Here is a 17,907-nt window from a genome sequence, read left to right on the forward strand (position 1 = left end):
TAGCCGCCGTCGCCGCAGAGGCAACTAAAAACAGATCGGGAGAAAACAATGCAAGGCGTCAAACGCAAACTGGTGTATGTCACCGCTTATGAAATCATCGGCATGGCGATCTCGGCGCTGGGGCTGGCGCTGCTGTCGGGCCATGCGCCGAGCAGCACCGGGCCGCTGGCGGTGGTGATCACCACCATCGCGGTCAGCTGGAACTTCATTTACAACTATTTATTCGAGTGGTGGGAAAGCCGCCAGCTGTCGCGTACCCGCACGCTCAAGCGCCGCATTTTGCACGCCGTCGGCTTTCAGCTGACGCTGGTGGTGTATCTGATCCCGCTGATCGCCTGGTGGATGGGCATCACGCTGTGGCAGGCGCTGCTGCTGGATATGGCGCTGATCGTCATCATTCCTTGCTACACCTTCCTGTTTAACTGGGCGTTCGACAAGCTGTTCGGCCTGCCGGCTTCGGCTCTGCCGGCCGGTGAATCCGCCTAAAAAGCCCCCGCGTCCGATTCGCCTGCGCACGCTAATTACTGCGCAGGCGCCATCGCTTTATTTTCCGCCCGCCTTCCCCCTCACGCAAAATAACGTCCAAATCCCTTTAATTTGCGCGGTAATTATTATTCTGTGATTTCAATCACTTTTATCGCTCGATATTTCCGTGTTGATAATAAGACTCATCTTACTGAATAATATGCGCTTTTGTTTTCAGTTTAAAAAATACACACAATTGTTCACGCTTTGTACGCAGGTTTTTTTGCCAGCTTTATCGGGAAACGGTAGCATGCCACGCCGTTATTTAACGGCGGCTGTATACACAATAAACAGCGGAATGATGCCACGACCTCATTCTCATTACGATTGCTGATGGCAATCGTTTGCCCTGCAGCTCAGGGCGGCGTTCATCATAGACAGGTAAACAGGACGGATAATGCACTCACAAAAAAAGTCGGCGGACGATAAACACGCCGCCAGAAGACGCTGGCTAGACTCTCATGAATCCGGTTATCACAAAAGCATGGGCAACCGGCAGATCCAAATGATCGCCATTGGCGGTTCGATCGGCACCGGCTTGTTCCTCGGTACCGGCGGCCGTCTCGAACTGGCCGGGCCGGCGCTGGCGCTGGTCTATCTGGTGTGCGGGATCTTCTCTTTCTTCATCCTGCGCGCGCTGGGCGAGCTGGTGCTGCATCGCCCTTCCAGCGGCAGCTTCGTTTCTTACGCCCGCGAATTTCTCGGTGAGAAAGCCTCTTACGTCGCCGGCTGGATGTATTTCCTCAACTGGGCGATGACCGGCATCGTCGACATCACCGCGGTGGCGCTGTACATGCACTACTGGGGCACCTTCGCCGACGTGCCGCAGTGGCTGTTCGCCCTCGGCGCGCTCGGCATCGTCGCCACCATGAACATGATCGGCGTGAAGTGGTTCGCCGAGATGGAGTTCTGGTTCGCGCTGATCAAGGTGGTCGCCATCGCGCTGTTCCTGATTGTCGGCGTCGTCTTCCTCGGCACCGGCACCCCGGTCGCCGGGCACACCACCGGCATGCACCTGATCACCGAAAACGGTGGCATGTTCCCGCACGGCCTGCTGCCGGCGCTGGTACTGGTGCAAGGGGTGATCTTCGCCTTCGCCGGCATCGAGCTGATCGGCACCGCCGCCGGCGAGTGTAAAGATCCGGCCAAAATGATGCCCAAAGCGATCAACAGCGTGATCTGGCGTATCGGCCTGTTCTACGTCGGCTCCGTGGTGCTGTTGGTGCTGCTGCTGCCGTGGAACGCCTACCAGGCCGGCCAAAGCCCGTTCGTCACCTTCTTCAGCAAGCTGGGCGTGCCTTACATCGGCACCATCATGAACATCGTGGTGTTGACCGCCGCGCTGTCCAGCCTCAACTCCGGCCTCTACTCCACCGGCCGCATCCTGCGTTCGCTGGCGATGGGCGGCTCCGCGCCGAAGCTGATGGCCAAAATGAGCAGCCAGCAGGTGCCTTATGCCGGCATCCTGGTCACCTGCGGCATCTACGTGATCGGCGTGGTGCTCAACTACCTGGTGCCTTCGCAGGTATTCGAGATCGTGCTGAACATCGCCTCGCTGGGCATCATCGCCTCCTGGGCGTTTATCATCGTCTGCCAGATGCGCCTGCGCAAAGCCGTGCGCGAAGGCCGCGCGCAGCCGGTATCGTTCAAAATGCCGGGCGCGCCGTTCACCTCCTGGCTGACGCTGGCGTTCCTGCTGATCGTGGTGGTGATGATGGCGTTCGACTACCCGAACGGCACCTGGACCATCGCCACCATTCCGGTGCTGGCGGTGCTGCTGACGCTGGGCTGGTTCGGCCTGCGCAAGCGCGCGCAGGAAGTGAAGCGGGAGCAGCAGGCTCACGAAGAGCAGAACCCGCACTGAATCGACAAACCGCCCTCCGGGGCGGTTTTTTTATCCGCTATAAGCGGCCGTAGAACGTCATTCTGGCGCTTTCCGACAGCATCACGTCCGGCTGCGCATTGTAGGCCAGCACCACCAGCATGCGCGTGGTGTCGCCTTCGGTCGGCGTCACCCGGTGCATGGCGTTGCGCCCGCGAAACAGCACCAAATCCCCCTCCTCCATCGCCAGCCGTTTGGCCGCCCGCTCGCCGTCCAGCACCTGCGTGACCCCGGCATAGTTCATCTCGCCGCGATCGGCGTCGCGCAGGTTCTCCACGTACTCGAAACGCCCGCCTGCCGCCGGTTTCTGGATCAGCAGCGTGATGGCGAACGACGAGTTGTCGAAGTGCCAGCCCAGCTCCTGGCCGGTGTGGGCGTAATGCAGGTTGATCGACGACAGCCGATCGGCGTAGGGATACAGCTGCGCCTCATCCAGCACCGCGCAGAGGAACGCGCGAAACGCCGGGGCGTCGTACAGCGCACGCAGCGGCGACTGCGGCGGAATATCTTCGTCGGTAATGCAGCCCTTGGACGACACCACCAGCCGGTTGCGCGCGTGATTGGCCGGCAGCGTATCGTCCTGCGGCCGCAGATACACGTTGTGTTTGCTGGTGGCGTAAAACGCCGCGTGGTGCTGTTCGGAGCCTTCCAGCCTTACCGTCGCCAGCGCGGCGGCGCGCAGAAATCCCGGCAGCACCAGCGCGCCGGCGCGCTCCAGCGTTTGCCGGCAGCGGACGCGGAATGCGGCGTCGTCGATGGGATGAGCGGACAGATCGATAATATCGGCAAGTTGCGGCATGGCGTTCCCCTCGTGTGCGATAGCCGGATGCCTCTCACTGTAGCGAATGGCGTATTGCCGCCATAACAAAAATACGTTATGGATAAGCTAACCAATTCTTAGCGATAGCCCTGCCCATGCACTCACCGTTCCGCGCGCGCTTGCCCAAGCTGAGCGCCATTCTGGCGTTCGAAACCGCCGCCCGCACCGGCAGCCTGGCCCGCGCGGCGGATACGCTGGCGCTGACCGCCGCCGCCGTCAGCCAGCAGATCCGCCAGCTCGAACAGCATCTGGGCATCACGCTGTTCATCCGCGCCAAAAGCGGCGTCACGCTGACCGAACAGGGCGCGGACTACCTGGCCTACGTGCAGGAGGCGTTCGAAACGCTGCGCGTGGCGCAGCAGCACGTCGAGCGCCAGCGCGGCAAACAGACGCTGACGGTGTTCGCCCTGCCGGCGTTGGCCTCCAAGTGGCTGAACCCGGCGCTGGGCGACTGGCTGGCGCAGTGCCCCGACGGCGATCTGCGGCTGCACGCCACCCATGCGGCGGTCGATTTCGCCCATTCGGCGGCGGACTTCGCCCTGTGCTTCGGCGAACAGGATTACCCGCTGCTGGAAAAGGTGCGGCTGTTTCAAGATCGGGTGCAGCCGGTGTGCAGCCCGGCGCTGCGCGATCGCGGCGACTGGACGCAGTTGCCGCTGATCCACGTCGACTGGGGCAAAGAGAGCCAGTTTCTGCCGGGCTGGCACGAGTGGTTTACCGCCGCCGAGCGAATGCCGCCGGCGCGGCGCGGGCTGACCTATAACCTGACTTCACTGGCCATCGACGCCGCCGTGCAAGGGCGCGGGGTGCTGCTCGGCCAGCGGCGGCTGATCGGCCGTGAACTGGCGGCAGGCCAGCTGGTCACCCTGGCCGAACCGGCGCTGCCGCTCAGCAAACCCTACTACGTGGTTTACCCGCCGCGCACGCTGGAAAAACCCGGCGCAGCGGCGTTTCTCAATTGGTTGCAGGCGCTGGCTCAGCGCGCGGTATAACCGCCGTCGATGCTGTAAAACGCGCCGGTGGTGAAACTGCTGTCGTCCGAGAGCAGGAAAGCCACCGTTTTCGCCACCTCTTCCCGCGTCGCCATTCTCCCCATCGGGTGCGAAGCGGCCATCTGCGCCCGCGCCGACGCCGGCAGAGTCCCCATCGCCGGCGTCTCCACATAGCCCGGCCCGACGGCGTTGATGCGCACGCCGCGCGTGGCGAACTCCAGCGCCGCCGAGCGCGTCAGGCCCAACACGCCATGCTTGGCGGCGGTATAAGGCGCGATCCCGGCAATGCCCACCACGCCGTTGGCGGAAGATAGGTTCACCACCGCCCCGCCGCCGCCGGCGACGATCGCCGGCAGGCCGTACTTCATGCCGAAAAACGTGCCGCTCAGGCAGGTGGCGATCACCTCATGCCAATCTTCGACCGCGTACCGATCGATGTCCACCTCGTGCGGGCCGGTGATCCCGGCGTTGTTGACCAACAGATGCAGCGCGCCGCAGCGCCGCACCGTCTCTTCAATACCCTGCTGCACCGACGGCGCCTCACGCACGTCCATCCGCAACGTCATCACCCGTCGGCCCTCGGGATCGAGCCGCGCGGCGGCGGCGGCGAGAGGCGCGGCGTGGCGGCCGGTCATCACCACCGTGGCACCGCGCCGAAACAGTTCGGCGGCGATCGCTTCGCCGATGCCGGTGGAAGCGCCGGTCACCAGCGCCACCCGATGTTTGAAATCTTGCATAACCGTTCTCCTGCCAGATTGAACTCAGGGGAACAGGCTAACGCCGACCAGTGACAGTTTGCGGCAGCAGCGACAGCGCAGCACGTAATGCGCTCACAAAAGCCGCAAAGCCCGCTATTTTATGCCTACTTTTTCTCATGCGAGACTCCCTGTGGATACCCAACGCTACCTGCAGCATATCGGCTTTACCGGCGCCGCCCGCCCTGACCTCCACACGTTGCAACAGCTGCACCATCGCCACATGCTGAGCGTCCCGTTCGAGAACCTGAGCATTATTTATCATCAGGGTATTCAGCTGGCGCCGGAGGCGCTGTTCAGCAAGGTGGTCGAGCGCAACCGCGGCGGTTTCTGTTATGAGCTGAACGCGCTGTTCGCCCTGCTGCTGCGGGAGATCGGTTTCAAGGTGAGCTTCATCTCCGGCGAGATCCGCGCGCGCGACGGCCATTTCGGCCCGCCCTACGACCATCTGGCGCTGCGGTTGGATCTGGCGGGCCAGGCCTGGCTGGTGGACGTCGGTTTCGGCGATTCCTTCCTGACGCCGCTGAAGATCGTCGCCGCCGAGCCGCAACCGCAGGCCAGCGGCACCTTCCACCTGGAGCGGGAAGGCGACTATTACCTGCTGGAGCGCCGCAACGGCGACCAACGTTCGCATGCCAAAACCCTGTATCGCTTTACCGTTCAGCCGCGCGAGCTGCATGAGTTCGACGAGATGTGCCGCTTCCACAGCACCTCGCCGCAGTCGCACTTCACCCAGCGGCTGGTGTGTTCACGGCCGACGGACCACGGCCGGGTGACCCTCAGCGACATGAAGCTGATCGTGACCGAAGATCATCAGCGCCACGAAACGACGCTGCATTCGGAAGAGGAGCGGCGCGCCGCGCTGTGGCAGCATTTCGCCATCGATTTGGATCGTTGACGGCGCAGGCGGCGCCCTTTTATTACGATTCTGTTACACCGATTGCATAACCGCGCTTGGCTGATTGCCAGCACCGCGGCGGCAGGCATCATAGGGCCATGATTCGGCAACAGAGTGCGAAAAATGATCCGTGTGATACTGGTGGATGACCATGTGGTGGTGCGCTCCGGCTTTGCGCAATTGCTCAGCCTCGAGGACGATCTCGACGTGGTGGGGCAATACAGCAGCGCGGCGGCGGCCTGGCCGGCATTGCTGCGCGACGACGTCAGCGTCGCGTTGATGGACATCGCCATGCCGGATGAAAACGGCCTCAGCCTGTTGAAGCGCCTGCGGGCGCAGAAGCCGCAGTTCCGCGCGATCATCCTCAGCATCTATGACTCCCCCACCTTCGTGCAAAGCGCGCTGGACGCCGGCGCCAGCGGCTATCTGACCAAACGCTGCGGGCCGGAAGAGCTGGTGCAGGCGGTGCGTTCCGTCGATATGGGCGGCCATTACCTGTGCGCCGACGCGCTGCGGGCGCTGCGCGGCGGCGAGCAGCCGGCCACGGCGCTGGAAGCGCTGACCCCGCGCGAGCGTGAAATCTTCGATCTGCTGGTCAAAGGCGACAGCGTAAAGGAGATCGCTTTCAAGCTCGCGCTCAGCCATAAAACGGTGCACGTGCATCGCGCCAACGTCCTGGGCAAGTTGCAGTGCAACAGCACCATCGAGCTGGTGCATTTCGCCCTCGACCATCAGTTGCTGGCGGGGCATTGATGTCGCCCAAACTCCGGCCCTGGGTTATCTCACTGTTTATCCTGTTGGCCTGGGGCAGCGGCTGGCTGATGCTGTGGACGCTCGGCTTCTATCTGACCCACAACGGCAACCAGGCGGCGCTGTTTCTGCCGCACGGCGTCTATCTCGCGCTGCTGATCCTGCTGGCGCGCCGCTATTGGCCCGCCCTGATAATTCCGCCGGTGCTGTTGCTGTTCTGGCTGCACGGCGAACGCCTGCTGAGCGGCTACGGCCTGCTGGCCGCGCCGTTTATCACCCTGCTTCCGGCCGCGGTCGCGCAACGACTCTGGCACCGTTTTCCGCTCTACTGGCAGCGGCTGACGCTGCTGCTGGCTGCGGTGACCGCCGCCTCGCTGCTCAATACCACCCTGCTTTCGCCGTTTGTGCCAAGCCCGGCGATGCTGCTTGGCCTGGCGTCGTTTACCGGCGGCGTCTTGCTGGCCCCGTTCGTCTACCTGATCTTTGAATTTCTGCGCCAGCAGCACCGTTACCACCTGCTGGGGCTGGACACCCCCAACCCGCCGCTGCGCGCGTCCTTAATCATCTGGTGCAGCCTGTTTTTCGTTATCGGCATCGGCACGCAGATGGTGCTGTCGCCGGAAATCGAACGCCTGCTGCTGATCGTGGTGTTTCTGCCGAACGTGGTGATGGCGTGGAAGTTCGGCTGGCAGGGCGGCGTGCTGTCCGGCCTGCTCGGCAGCATGATGATCACCCTCGCCCGGCAGGTCGGCGTGGGGTTCGGCAATCTGGTCGAGCTGGAAATCTTTCTGGCGACGCAGGCGCTGCTCGGCATCGGCTTGGGCATCGCCATCAGCCGCCAGCAGCACCTGGCGCAAAACCTGCACCACTATCAGCGTCGCCTGGAAGAAGAGCTGGCGGCGCGGCGGGCGCTGACCGAAAAACTGATCCACACCGAAGAAGACACGCGGAAAAATCTGGCGCGCGAGCTGCACGATGAAATCGGCCAGAACATCACCGCGATTCAAATCCAGTCGCAGCTGGTCAAACGGGCGCGCGATCCGGCGCAAACCCAGGCCGCCGCGCACCAGATAAGCGAGCTCGCCCGGCGCATTCATCACTCCACGCGCCAGCTGCTGCGCCAGCTTCGCCCGCCCGCGTTGGACGAACTGGCGTTCAAAGAGGCGCTTCACCACCTGCTGAGCGAATTCGCCTTTGCCGAACGGGGCATCCGCTGCCGTTTCGACTACCGGCTCATAGACACGCCCGCCGGCGAAACGGTGCGCTTCACCCTCTACCGGCTGCTGCAAGAGCTGCTCAACAACGTGTGCAAACATGCCGAAGCCAGCGAGGTCGCCATCGTCTTGTATCAACAGGGCGCGCTTTTGCACCTCGAGGTGCGGGACAACGGCGTCGGCATCCGCGTGGACAAGGCGCCCGGCCTCGGCATTCAGGGGATGCGCGAGCGGGTCAGCGCGCTGGGCGGCGAGCTGACGCTGGAAACGCATTGCGGCACGAGGGTAATTGTTAACCTGCCCACAAATTTGCAACAAACCATCGACTAACTAGGAAAAAGTCTTAGCCACTCCGGACTTTCTCTCATCCCCTTTCCCTTTCACCTTCTTATAGTCAGCACCAGGGAGGCGGCTATGCAGGCACGCTCGGCATCTGAAATCGATCATCGTTACCGCGCGCTGCGCCCGCGACTGCTGCTGTACATGGTCATCGGGTACGCCGCCTTTTACCTGACGCGCAAAAGCGTGAATTACGTGCTGCCGGCGCTGCAAACGGATTTGGGGCTGGATAAAGGGGACATCGGCCTGCTCGGCTCGCTGTTTTACCTGAGCTACGGCCTGTCGAAATTCGCCGCCGGACTGTGGCACGACGGCCACGGGCAGCGCAAGTTTATGGGGATCGGCCTGTGCGCCACCGGCTTGCTGAACGTGGCGTTTGCCTTCGGCGAATCGTTGACGCTGCTGCTGGCGGTCTGGGCGCTGAACGGCTTCTTTCAGGGCTGGGGCTGGCCGCCCTGCGCGCGGCTGCTGACCCACTGGTATTCGCGCAACGAGCGTGGCTTCTGGTGGGGCTGCTGGAATATGTCGATCAACCTCGGCGGCGCGCTCGTGCCGCTGATCAGCGCCTTCGCCGCCCAGCGCTGGGGCTGGCAGGCGGCGATGCTGATCCCGGGCGCCGTCAGCATGGTGTTGGGCATCTGGCTCACGCGGCGGCTGACGGGCACGCCGCAGGAAGAAGGCCTGCCGTCGGTCGGCCGGTGGCGCCACGATCCGCTGGAACTGCGCCAGGAACAGCAAAGCCCGCCGATGGGGCTGTGGCAGATGTTGCGCACCACGATGCTGAAGAACCCGATGATCTGGCTGCTCGGCGTCTCTTACGTGCTGGTCTACCTGATCCGCATCGCGTTGAACGACTGGGGCAATCTCTGGCTGACGGAAAGCCACGGCGTCAACCTGCTCAGCGCCAACGCCACGGTGATGCTGTTCGAGGTAGGCGGCCTGCTCGGCGCGCTGTTCGCCGGCTGGGGCTCGGATTTGCTGTTCGGCGGGCAGCGCGCGCCGATGATTTTGCTGTTCACGCTCGGGCTGATGGTTTCCGTCGCCGCGCTGTGGCTGGCGCCGGTGCATCACTACGCGCTGCTGGCGGGCTGTTTCTTTGCGGTGGGCTTTTTTGTCTTCGGCCCACAGATGCTGATTGGCCTCGCCGCCGTGGAATGCGGGCACAAAGGCGCAGCGGGCTCCATCACCGGTTTTCTCGGCCTGTTCGCCTACCTGGGGGCCGCGCTGGCGGGCTGGCCGCTGTCGCAGATCATCGAAGGCTACGGCTGGTCAGGCATGTTCAGTTTGCTGTCGATCGCCGCCGTTCTTATGGGTTTATTGCTGATGCCGCTGCTGATGGCGAGCGTTACCACCTCTACCGAGAGAAGGATAAAACAATGAAAAAAACCTTAGTCACTACCCTGATAGCTTCCGGCATCGCGCTGGCCACGCTGAGCGGCGCCGCGCACGCCAAGGGCCGCCTGGTGGTCTACTGCAGCGCCACCAATGAAATGTGCGAAGCGGAAACCAAAGCCTTCGGCGAGAAATATGACGTGAAAACCTCGTTCATCCGCAACGGCTCCGGCAGCACGCTGGCGAAAGTGGACGCCGAGAAGAAAAACCCGCAGGCGGACGTCTGGTACGGCGGCACGCTCGATCCGCAATCCCAGGCCGGTGAAATGGGGCTGCTGCAGCCATATAAATCGCCAAACCTCGAACAGGTGATGCCACAATTCCGCGATCCGGCGAAGCTGAAAGGCAACTACTCCTCGGCGGTCTACGTCGGCATTCTCGGCTTTGGCGTCAATACCCAGCGCCTGCAAGAGAAAAACCTGCCGGTGCCCAAGTGCTGGAAAGACCTGACCAAGCCGGAATACAAAGGCGAGATTCAAATCGCCGATCCGCAGAGCTCCGGCACCGCCTACACCGCGCTGGCGACCTTTGCCCAGCTGTGGGGAGACGATCAGGCGTTCGATTACCTCAAGCAGCTGAACGCCAACGTCTCGCAGTACACCAAGTCCGGCATTGCCCCGGCGCGCAACGCCGCCCGCGGTGAAACGGCGATCGGCATCGGTTTCCTGCATGACTACTCGCTCGAAAAGGAACAGGGCGCGCCGCTTGAGCTGATCTCGCCTTGTGAAGGCACCGGCTACGAAATCGGCGGCGTCAGCATCCTCAAAGGCGCGCGCAACCTCGACAACGCCAAGCTGTTCGTGGATTGGGTGCTGTCGAAAGAGGCGCAGGAACTGGCATGGCAGAAAGGTAAGTCCTATCAGATCCTGACCAATACCACCGCCGCTACCTCGCCGAACTCGCTGAAGCTCGACGATCTGAAACTGATCAACTACGACATGGACAAATACGGCTCGACCGAGGTCCGCAAGGCGCTGATCAACAAATGGGTCAGCGAAGTCAAGATGGGTAAATAAACCCGCATTCTGCGCCTGTTGCCGGGTAAGCCTCACGCCTTACCCGGCCTGAACATCCGGGAAACTTATGTCACATACACATGCTCTCCATCTCGTGAAAAAACGAGATGCGATATTCCTTTGGGTCTTGCTTGGCTGGCTGGCGTTCGCCCTGCTGCCGAGCTGGAGCCTGGATTACGGCCTGCTGGAGTCCACCGGCGATGAAATCCTCGCGGCCTACGGCTGGTCACACCGCAATGTCAGCTGGCTATGGTGCCTGTTGCCGAGCCTGCTGCTGCTTCGCCCCTACGCCCCGGCGGGCGGTGAACGGCGGCGGCGCCACGCGTTCGATGCCGGCTGGGCGCTGCTGTGCATGGCCTTTATCGTCGTCAGCGCCACGGTGGCGGGGCGCGGTTTAGGCTACGCCACCCTGGTGCAATTGACCGCGCTGGGCGCCATCATGACGCTGGCGCTGACCCGCCTCGAATGGCTGGGCGGCGACCGTTTCGTTATCGGTGCGCTGGTCACCATCGTGGCGCTGATCGGCGTCTTCATCGTCTGGCCGAGCATCGCGATTTTCATTCCGATGTTCACCGACCAGACGGGTGCGTTCGCGCCGCTGGCGTTTATGAACGTGCTGTCGCAGGCGCATATCGTTCAGGTGATCCTCAACTCCATCGCCCTGTCGATCGCGGTGGGCGCCGGCTGCACCTTCTTCGGCCTGGTGCTGGCGATTTACACCACCCGCATCGCCAAGCGCAGCGCCATTATCGGCCGCATCTTCTCCATCCTGCCCATCGTCACGCCGCCGTTCGTCGTCGGCCTGGGCGTCACGCTGATGATGGGGCGCTCCGGCTACGTCACCGAGTGGATGGTGGCCTGGTTCGGCCTGACCAACACCAACTGGCTGTACGGCTTTACCGGCATCTGGCTGGCGCAGGTGCTGGCGTTCACGCCGATGGCGTTCATGATCCTCGACGGCGCGATCAAGACCATTCATCCTTCGCTGGAAGAAGCCTCCTACACCCTGCGCGCCAGCCGTTGGCAAACCTTTAACGGCGTGTTCGTGCCGCTGCTGAAACCGGCGCTGGCCAACGCGTTTCTGATCGTGGTGGTGCAATCGCTGGCCGACTTCAGCAACCCGCTGGTGCTCGGCGGCAACTTCGACGTGCTGGCGACGCAAATCTATTTCTACATCACCGGCTCGCAGCTCGACTATCAGGCCGCCAGCACCCTCGGCGCCTTCCTGCTGCTGTTCTCGCTGCTGGTGTTCTGCATCCAATACCTGTGGATCGGCAAACGCTCTTACGTCACCGTGTCCGGCAAATCCTACCGCGGCGACGTACAGCCGCTGCCGGTCACGCTGGTGTGGGGCGTGATCGCGCTGCTGGCGGTGTGGATAGCCTTTAACGCCCTGCTCTACGGCAGCATTTTCTACGGCAGCTTCACCGTCAACTGGGGGGTGGATTACACGCTGACGCTGGATAACTTCATCAAGCTGTTCGGCCAGGGCATGAGCGACGGCGCGTGGCCTTCGCTGCTCGACACGCTGCTGTACGCCGGGATCGCCGCGCCGATCACCGCCGCCTTCGGCCTGCTGATCGCCTGGATCGTGGTGCGCCAGCAGTTCAGGGGCAAAAAGACCATCGAGTTCACCACCATGCTGTGCTTTGCGGTGCCGGGCACCGTGGCCGGCGTCTCTTACATTCTCGCCTTCAACAGCGCGCCGGTGTACCTCACCGGGACGGCCGCCATCGTGATTATCTCGATGGTGATGCGCAACGTGCCGGTGGGCATTCGCGCCGGGATCGCCGGGCTGGGCCAGATAGACAAATCGCTGGACGAAGCCTCGCTCAGCCTGCGCGCCGGCTCGCTGCGCACCATCACGCACATCCTGCTGCCGCTGCTGCGCCCGGCGATCCTGTCGGCGCTGATCTACAGCTTCGTGCGCGCCATCACCACCGTCAGCGCCATCGTCTTCCTGGTCACCCCCGATACCCGCGTGGCCACCGCATACATCCTCAACCGCGTGGAAGACGGCGAATACGGGGTGGCGATCGCCTACGGTTCAATTCTGATCGTGGTGATGCTGGCGATTATTTTCCTCTTTGACTGGCTGATCGGCGAGGCACGCATCTCCCGTTCAAAAGCCAAAAACCAGGCGTAATGGAGCCCATGATGAGCCAGAAAAATTTCGTTGAACTGCGCAACGTCTCCAAACGGTTCGGCAGCAACACGGTGATCGATAACATCGCGCTCACCATCCCTCGGGGGCAGATGGTGACGCTGCTCGGCCCTTCCGGCTGCGGCAAGACCACCATTTTGCGCCTGGTCGCCGGGCTGGAAAAGCCGAGCGACGGGCAGATATTCATTGATGGTGAAGACGTTACCCATCGTTCCATCCAGCAGCGTGACATCTGCATGGTGTTCCAGTCTTATGCCCTGTTCCCGCACATGTCGCTGGGGGAAAACGTCGGCTATGGCCTGAAGATGCTCGGCATTCCGCGCGCCGAAGTGAAAGCGCGCGTGCAGGAAGCGCTGGCGATGGTGGATCTGGCGGGGTTCGACGATCGCTATGTCGATCAGATCTCCGGCGGCCAACAGCAGCGCGTGGCGCTGGCGCGCGCGCTGATCCTCAAGCCGAAAGTGCTGCTGTTCGACGAGCCGTTGAGCAACCTCGACGCCAACCTGCGCCGCAGCATGCGCGAAAAGATCCGCGAGCTGCAAAAGCAGTTTGATATCACGTCGCTGTACGTCACCCACGATCAGAGCGAGGCTTTCGCGGTCTCAGACACCGTGCTGGTGATGAACAAGGGGCATATCATGCAGATAGGCTCGCCGCAGGATCTCTATCGGCAGCCGGCGTCGCGCTTTATGGCGAGCTTTATGGGGGACGCCAACCTGTTCCCGGCCGGCTTCAGCGCGGACTATGTCGATATCAGCGGCTATCGCCTGCCGCGCCCCGCGCACTTTACCGCCGAAGGCGCCGGCACGGTGGGCGTGCGGCCGGAAGCGATCACGCTGAGCGAGTACGGCGAGGAAAGCCAGCGCTGCGTGATCCAGCATGTCGCCTACATGGGGCCGCAGTATGAAGTCACGGTGGCGTGGCATGGGCAGCAGATTTTGCTGCAGGTTAACGCCACTCGCCTGCAGCCCAACGTCGGCGAACAGTATTATCTGGAAATACACCCCTACGGCATGTTTATGCTGGCGGACGCGGCATAATAAGCATCACTCTTAAGCGTTAGAATAACGGCCATTCCGCATGGAATGGCCGTTAATAACCGCCAAAAAAACCGTATTTATCTATTTTTACAATTCCACCCAAGTCCTTGTTCAATCGAAAAATAAATATAGTCGCATTCATTAAAAAATAACTACCTGGGCCACCAAGGGTGATATTTTTATTTAGATGGGGTAAGCTTGATCCCGCAGTCGAAATTATTTAACGGCCAACTCAAGGAGAAATTCATGAGCAACAATGCAAACGCACAGGCGCAGCTGGATAATTTACGCAACGTCGCTTCCCAGCTGAAGGAAATGCGCCACTATGCGCAGGCGAATACCGAAACGCTCTCCGCACACTGGCTGGCCTTCGATCAGGGGGAATGCAAAAATAAGGCATTCGCCGAAGCCATTAACGACCTGTTGAATAAACAGGGTGCCTGCCTGGAAGGGCTGGAAAAAACCATTCAGGATATCGAGATAGAATTGAACCGTCTCGACAAAGCCGCCTGATAATACCGATTTAAATAAACCCGCCGCGTGCGGGTTTATTTTTAGCTGCGGCAGATGACGCGCGCAATATCCCCCGAGGTCGTCAGCGCGCGTATTTCGCTGAACAGTTCGGTGGCTTCGTCATATTCCTTGCGTAAATAGCCCAGCCACTGTTTGATACGCGCCACGTGATACAGGCCGGTGTCGCCCTGCTTTTCCAGATGGACGTATTTTTGCAGCAGCTCAACCACCTGCGGCCAGGGCATGCGCGGTTCGTTGTACTTCACCACCCGGCTCAGGTTCGGCACGTTGAGCGCGCCGCGCCCCAGCATGATGGCGTCGCAGCCGGTCGTCTGCAGGCAATCCTGCGCGCTCCGGTAATCCCAGATCTCGCCGTTGGCGATCACCGGAATGCTCAGCCGCTGACGGATCTCGCCGATCGCCGCCCAGTTGATGCGATCCGCCTTGTAGCCGTCCTCTTTGGTGCGGCCATGCACCGTCAGCTCGCTGGCGCCCGCCTGCTGCACCGCATCGGCGATTTCAAAACTGCGGTTGGAGGAGTCCCAACCCAAACGCACCTTCACCGTGACCGGCAGATGGGCCGGCACCGCCGCGCGCATCGCTTTGGCGCCCTGGTAGATCAATTCCGGATCTTTGAGCAGCGTCGCCCCGCCGCCGCTGCCGTTCACCAGCTTGGACGGGCAGCCGCAGTTGAGATCGACGCCGTAAGAGCCCAGCTCCACCGCGCGCGCGGCGTTCTCCGCCAGCCACTGTGGGTGCTGCCCCAGCAGCTGTACGCGCACAAGCGTGCCCGACGGCGTGCGGCTGGCGCAGCGCAGCTCCGGGCACAGCCGGTAGAACGACTTGGCCGGCAGCAGCTGATCGACCACGCGCAAAAATTCGGTGATGCACAGATCGTAGTCGTTCACGTCGGTGAGCAACTCACGCACCAAAGAATCGAGAACGCCCTCCATCGGAGCCAATAATACGCGCATGACCAATCCCAGCTAAAAAAAGACCCGCAATGATACGGGTGAATGCCCGCGCCAGACAAGCCTCTGCGGGCATTAAAAGCGCCGTCAGCCCAGCCGGCGGATCGGTTGGCCGGCGAGGAACGCCGCAATGTCCTCGACCGCCTCGGTGAAGTAGGCGCGGTAGTTGTCGTCCGCCACGTAGCCCACATGCGGCGTGGCCAGCACGTTGGGCAGCTGACGAAACGCATCGTCGGCCGGCAGCGGCTCCGTCTCGAACACGTCCAGCCCGGCGCCGGCGATCTTCCTCTGTTGCAGCACGTCCACCAACGCCGCCCGATCGACGATCGCCGCACGCGAGGTGTTGATCAGGTAAGCGGTGGGCTTCATCGCCGTCAATTCGTCGCGCCCCACCAGCCCGCGGCTGCGATCGCTCAGCACCAGGTGGATAGAGACAAAATCGCTCTGCTCGAACAGCGCCCGTTTGGACGGCGCCAACAGGACCCCCTCCTGCGCCGCCCGTTCCGCCGTCAGGTTCTGGCTCCAGGCCAGCACCCGCATGCCGAACGCCTGCGCCACCCGGGCCATCTGGCCACCGATCTTGCCCAGCCCCAGCAGCCCCAGCGTTTTCCCCTGCAGGGTAACACCGAGATCCCGCTGCCACGGGCCGTTGTTTTTCAACCCGACGCTTTCCGGCACGATATGCTTCGCCAGCCCGAGCAGCAGCGCCCAGGTCAGCTCCATCGGCGCCGCCGACCCGCTGCTGGTGCCGCACACCGCCACGCCGCGCTCGGCGGCGGCGGCCAAATCGATAGCGGCGTTGCGCATGCCGGAGGTGATCAGCAGCTTCAGCTTCGGCAGCCGCGCCAGCAGCGAGGCGGTCATCGGCGTGCGCTCGCGCATGATGACCAGAATGTCGCACTCCTGCAGATGCACCGCCAGCTCCGCCTCATCGGTAAAGTGCGCGCTGATGGCGGACACCTCCACCCGCTCGGCCAGTGCCGACCAGTCTGCCATCTTGAGCGCCACCTGCTGGTAATCATCGAGAATTGCGCACTTCAATTTCATCTCCGTCTCCTGGAATGTAGGGTTAGCCACCGTCCAGCCTAGTACGAAAATGCCGTTCCGCCAGGCAAAAAAAAAGCCGCCCGTATCGGCGGCTTACTCTTAGAGCAATCAGGCTTATTCGGCCGGTTTGCGATTGCGCGGGCGGCGCGAAGGCGCGCCGGAACGGCGCTGGCCGTCCCCCTGCGGGCGGGCGTTACCGTTGCCGTTGCCGCGGTTTTCACGCTGGCCGCCGTTCGCGTTACCGCTGCGCTGACCGCCGCCGTTACCGGAACGCTGGCCACCGCCGTTGCCGCGCGGCGCACCGCGCCCGCCACCCTGGCGGCCGTTGATGATCGGCTCGGCCTTGATGGTCGGATCCGGCTCGTAGCCCGGCAGCGCGATGCGTGGAATTTCACGCTTCAGCAGACGCTCGATGTCGCGCAGCAGCTTGTGCTCGTCCACGCACACCAGCGAGATAGCTTCGCCGGTGCGCTCCGCGCGGCCGGTACGGCCGATACGGTGCACGTAGTCTTCCGGCACGTTAGGCAGCTCGTAGTTCACCACGTGCGGCAGCTGGTCGATATCCAGACCGCGCGCCGCGATGTCGGTGGCCACCAGCACGCGGATGCGGCCGTCTTTAAAGTCCGCCAGCGCACGGGTACGGGCGCCCTGGCTCTTGTTGCCGTGGATCGCCGCGGCGGTGATGCCGTCTTTGTTCAGCTGCTCCGCCAGGTGGTTGGCGCCGTGCTTGGTGCGGGTAAACACCAGCACCTGTTTCCAGTCGCCTTCGCCGATCATCTGCGACAGCAGTTCCCGCTTACGCTTCTTGTCGACGAAATGCACGCTCTGTTCGATCTGCTCGGACGCGGTGTTGCGGCGCGCCACTTCTACCGAAGCCGGGTTGTGCAGCAGCTTGTTGGCCAGCGCCTTGATGTCGTCGGAGAAGGTGGCTGAGAACAGCAGGTTCTGACGCTTGGCCGGCAGTTTGGCCAGCACGCGGCGGATGTCGTGGATAAAGCCCATGTCCAGCATGCGGTCCGCTTCGTCCAGCACCAGAATTTCGATTTTGGACAGGTCAACCGCGTTCTGATGTTCCAGATCCAGCAGACGACCCGGCGTCGCCACCAGGATATCGACGCCGCCGCGCAGCTTCATCATCTGCGGGTTGATGCTCACGCCGCCAAACACCACCAGCGAACGCAGGCGCAGGTGTTTGCTGTAGGCATCGACGTTTTCGCCGATCTGCGCCGCCAGCTCACGGGTTGGCGTCAGGATCAGCGCGCGCACCGGGCGACGGCCCTTGACCGGATGGTCATGCTTGCTCAGCAGCTGCAACAGCGGCAGGGTAAAACCGGCGGTTTTACCGGTGCCGGTCTGGGCGCTGGCCATCAGGTCACGACCTTCCAGCACGACAGGAATAGCCTGACGCTGAATTGGCGTCGGTTCGCGATAGCCCTGTTCTTCAACAGCGCGCACAATTTCAGCACTTAAGCCGAGGGTTTCAAATGACATAAAGAGAAAAACTCCAGATCCCCCCTAACCTAACGGTGTTCGGTGCAGTTTCCTGGGAGGATGATCAGACGGGGCATTAAGCATGACCACGAGGGATT

The 17,907-nt window shown here is 62.3% G+C and carries 16 protein-coding genes; 11 read left to right on the forward strand and 5 right to left on the reverse strand.

Translation table 11 applies throughout. The annotated features are described in order from the left end of the window. Nucleotides 1–48: 48 nt before the first annotated feature. Both ACSBQQ_RS11850 and ansP read left to right on the forward strand, forming a co-directional pair. Nucleotides 49–486, forward strand: coding sequence for a PACE efflux transporter (locus ACSBQQ_RS11850; RefSeq protein ID WP_033647078.1), 438 nt, complete (start codon nt 49–51; stop codon nt 484–486). Nucleotides 487–922: 436 nt separating this feature from the next. Further along, nucleotides 923–2,389 (forward strand): L-asparagine permease, encoded by a 1,467-nt coding sequence (gene ansP, locus ACSBQQ_RS11855; protein WP_033637529.1) that lies wholly within the window; start codon nt 923–925, stop codon nt 2,387–2,389. Nucleotides 2,390–2,426: 37 nt separating this feature from the next. On the opposite strand, the gene ACSBQQ_RS11860 is transcribed toward ansP, so the two are convergent. Continuing rightward, nucleotides 2,427–3,206, reverse strand: a complete 780-nt coding sequence (locus ACSBQQ_RS11860; protein ID WP_060428252.1) for a HalD/BesD family halogenase — start codon at nt 3,204–3,206, stop codon at nt 2,427–2,429. A 116-nt stretch (nt 3,207–3,322) separates the two neighbouring features. Between ACSBQQ_RS11860 and ACSBQQ_RS11865 the strand changes: the two genes are divergently transcribed. Then, nucleotides 3,323–4,219 (forward strand): LysR substrate-binding domain-containing protein, encoded by an 897-nt coding sequence (locus tag ACSBQQ_RS11865; protein ID WP_049212806.1) that lies wholly within the window; start codon nt 3,323–3,325, stop codon nt 4,217–4,219. On the opposite strand, the gene ACSBQQ_RS11870 is transcribed toward ACSBQQ_RS11865, so the two are convergent. Further along, nucleotides 4,204–4,956 (reverse strand): SDR family NAD(P)-dependent oxidoreductase, encoded by a 753-nt coding sequence (locus ACSBQQ_RS11870; RefSeq protein ID WP_033637526.1) that lies wholly within the window; start codon nt 4,954–4,956, stop codon nt 4,204–4,206. The genes ACSBQQ_RS11865 and ACSBQQ_RS11870 overlap by 16 nt on opposite strands. A gap of 151 nt (nt 4,957–5,107) precedes the next feature. Here ACSBQQ_RS11870 and ACSBQQ_RS11875 point away from each other — a divergent pair, with 151 nt between their 5' ends. The 8 genes from ACSBQQ_RS11875 to ACSBQQ_RS11910 all read left to right on the forward strand — a co-directional run bounded on the left by ACSBQQ_RS11875 (nt 5,108) and on the right by ACSBQQ_RS11910 (nt 14,300). Beyond that, on the forward strand, nt 5,108–5,872 hold the full coding sequence (locus ACSBQQ_RS11875; RefSeq protein WP_049212805.1) for an arylamine N-acetyltransferase family protein: 765 nt from the start codon (nt 5,108–5,110) through the stop codon (nt 5,870–5,872). Between the two features lie 123 nt (nt 5,873–5,995). Next, nucleotides 5,996–6,625 carry a response regulator transcription factor gene (locus ACSBQQ_RS11880; RefSeq protein WP_033647090.1) on the forward strand — a complete coding sequence of 210 codons (630 nt, stop codon included), beginning with the start codon at nt 5,996–5,998 and terminating at the stop codon, nt 6,623–6,625. Beyond that, nucleotides 6,625–8,166, forward strand: a complete 1,542-nt coding sequence (locus ACSBQQ_RS11885) for an MASE1 domain-containing sensor histidine kinase (protein WP_049212804.1) — start codon at nt 6,625–6,627, stop codon at nt 8,164–8,166. The genes ACSBQQ_RS11880 and ACSBQQ_RS11885 overlap by 1 nt, the downstream gene beginning before the upstream one ends. A gap of 60 nt (nt 8,167–8,226) precedes the next feature. Next, nucleotides 8,227–9,555, forward strand: coding sequence for an MFS transporter family glucose-6-phosphate receptor UhpC (gene uhpC, locus ACSBQQ_RS11890; RefSeq protein ID WP_268257853.1), 1,329 nt, complete (start codon nt 8,227–8,229; stop codon nt 9,553–9,555). Next, nucleotides 9,552–10,583, forward strand: coding sequence for an ABC transporter substrate-binding protein (locus tag ACSBQQ_RS11895; protein ID WP_049212802.1), 1,032 nt, complete (start codon nt 9,552–9,554; stop codon nt 10,581–10,583). The genes uhpC and ACSBQQ_RS11895 overlap by 4 nt, the downstream gene beginning before the upstream one ends. Before the next feature lie 67 nt (nt 10,584–10,650). Then, complete coding sequence (locus tag ACSBQQ_RS11900; RefSeq protein ID WP_060428251.1) at nt 10,651–12,729, forward strand: ABC transporter permease; 2,079 nt, start codon at nt 10,651–10,653, stop codon at nt 12,727–12,729. Between the two features lie 11 nt (nt 12,730–12,740). After that, the gene (gene fbpC / locus ACSBQQ_RS11905; protein WP_060418312.1) at nt 12,741–13,787 is read left to right on the forward strand and encodes a ferric ABC transporter ATP-binding protein; all 1,047 of its coding nucleotides are present in this window, start codon (nt 12,741–12,743) and stop codon (nt 13,785–13,787) included. Nucleotides 13,788–14,033: 246 nt separating this feature from the next. Continuing rightward, nucleotides 14,034–14,300: a hypothetical protein gene (locus ACSBQQ_RS11910; protein WP_004939738.1), complete on the forward strand. Its 267-nt coding sequence runs from the start codon at nt 14,034–14,036 to the stop codon at nt 14,298–14,300. Between the two features lie 41 nt (nt 14,301–14,341). Here the strand turns inward: ACSBQQ_RS11910 and dusC are convergent, their stop codons facing one another. The 3 genes from dusC to rhlE form a co-directional block, all read right to left on the reverse strand. Beyond that, nucleotides 14,342–15,274 (reverse strand): tRNA dihydrouridine(16) synthase DusC, encoded by a 933-nt coding sequence (gene dusC / locus ACSBQQ_RS11915; RefSeq protein ID WP_060428248.1) that lies wholly within the window; start codon nt 15,272–15,274, stop codon nt 14,342–14,344. A gap of 84 nt (nt 15,275–15,358) precedes the next feature. Then, nucleotides 15,359–16,318, reverse strand: coding sequence for a D-2-hydroxyacid dehydrogenase family protein (locus ACSBQQ_RS11920; protein ID WP_060428246.1), 960 nt, complete (start codon nt 16,316–16,318; stop codon nt 15,359–15,361). 114 nt (nt 16,319–16,432) lie between these two features. Beyond that, nucleotides 16,433–17,809 (reverse strand): ATP-dependent RNA helicase RhlE, encoded by a 1,377-nt coding sequence (rhlE, locus tag ACSBQQ_RS11925; RefSeq protein ID WP_033637514.1) that lies wholly within the window; start codon nt 17,807–17,809, stop codon nt 16,433–16,435. Nucleotides 17,810–17,907 lie beyond the last annotated feature (98 nt).

The organism is Serratia sp. G204Y, assembly GCF_051172435.1.
Lineage (GTDB): Bacteria > Pseudomonadota > Gammaproteobacteria > Enterobacterales > Enterobacteriaceae > Serratia > Serratia sarumanii.

Excerpts from the sequence above, each read along its gene's own strand:
- ACSBQQ_RS11850 (WP_033647078.1), top strand. The coding sequence starts at position 49 with ATGCAAGGCGTCAAACGCAAACTGGTGTATGTCACCGCTTATGAAATC.
- ansP (WP_033637529.1), top strand. The coding sequence starts at position 923 with ATGCACTCACAAAAAAAGTCGGCGGACGATAAACACGCCGCCAGAAGA.
- ACSBQQ_RS11860 (WP_060428252.1), bottom strand. The coding sequence starts at position 3,206 with ATGCCGCAACTTGCCGATATTATCGATCTGTCCGCTCATCCCATCGAC.
- ACSBQQ_RS11865 (WP_049212806.1), top strand. The coding sequence starts at position 3,323 with ATGCACTCACCGTTCCGCGCGCGCTTGCCCAAGCTGAGCGCCATTCTG.
- ACSBQQ_RS11870 (WP_033637526.1), bottom strand. The coding sequence starts at position 4,956 with ATGCAAGATTTCAAACATCGGGTGGCGCTGGTGACCGGCGCTTCCACC.
- ACSBQQ_RS11880 (WP_033647090.1), top strand. The coding sequence starts at position 5,996 with ATGATCCGTGTGATACTGGTGGATGACCATGTGGTGGTGCGCTCCGGC.
- ACSBQQ_RS11885 (WP_049212804.1), top strand. The coding sequence starts at position 6,625 with ATGTCGCCCAAACTCCGGCCCTGGGTTATCTCACTGTTTATCCTGTTG.
- ACSBQQ_RS11895 (WP_049212802.1), top strand. The coding sequence starts at position 9,552 with ATGAAAAAAACCTTAGTCACTACCCTGATAGCTTCCGGCATCGCGCTG.
- ACSBQQ_RS11900 (WP_060428251.1), top strand. The coding sequence starts at position 10,651 with ATGTCACATACACATGCTCTCCATCTCGTGAAAAAACGAGATGCGATA.
- fbpC (WP_060418312.1), top strand. The coding sequence starts at position 12,741 with ATGAGCCAGAAAAATTTCGTTGAACTGCGCAACGTCTCCAAACGGTTC.
- ACSBQQ_RS11910 (WP_004939738.1), top strand. The coding sequence starts at position 14,034 with ATGAGCAACAATGCAAACGCACAGGCGCAGCTGGATAATTTACGCAAC.
- dusC (WP_060428248.1), bottom strand. The coding sequence starts at position 15,274 with ATGCGCGTATTATTGGCTCCGATGGAGGGCGTTCTCGATTCTTTGGTG.
- ACSBQQ_RS11920 (WP_060428246.1), bottom strand. The coding sequence starts at position 16,318 with ATGAAATTGAAGTGCGCAATTCTCGATGATTACCAGCAGGTGGCGCTC.
- rhlE (WP_033637514.1), bottom strand. The coding sequence starts at position 17,809 with ATGTCATTTGAAACCCTCGGCTTAAGTGCTGAAATTGTGCGCGCTGTT.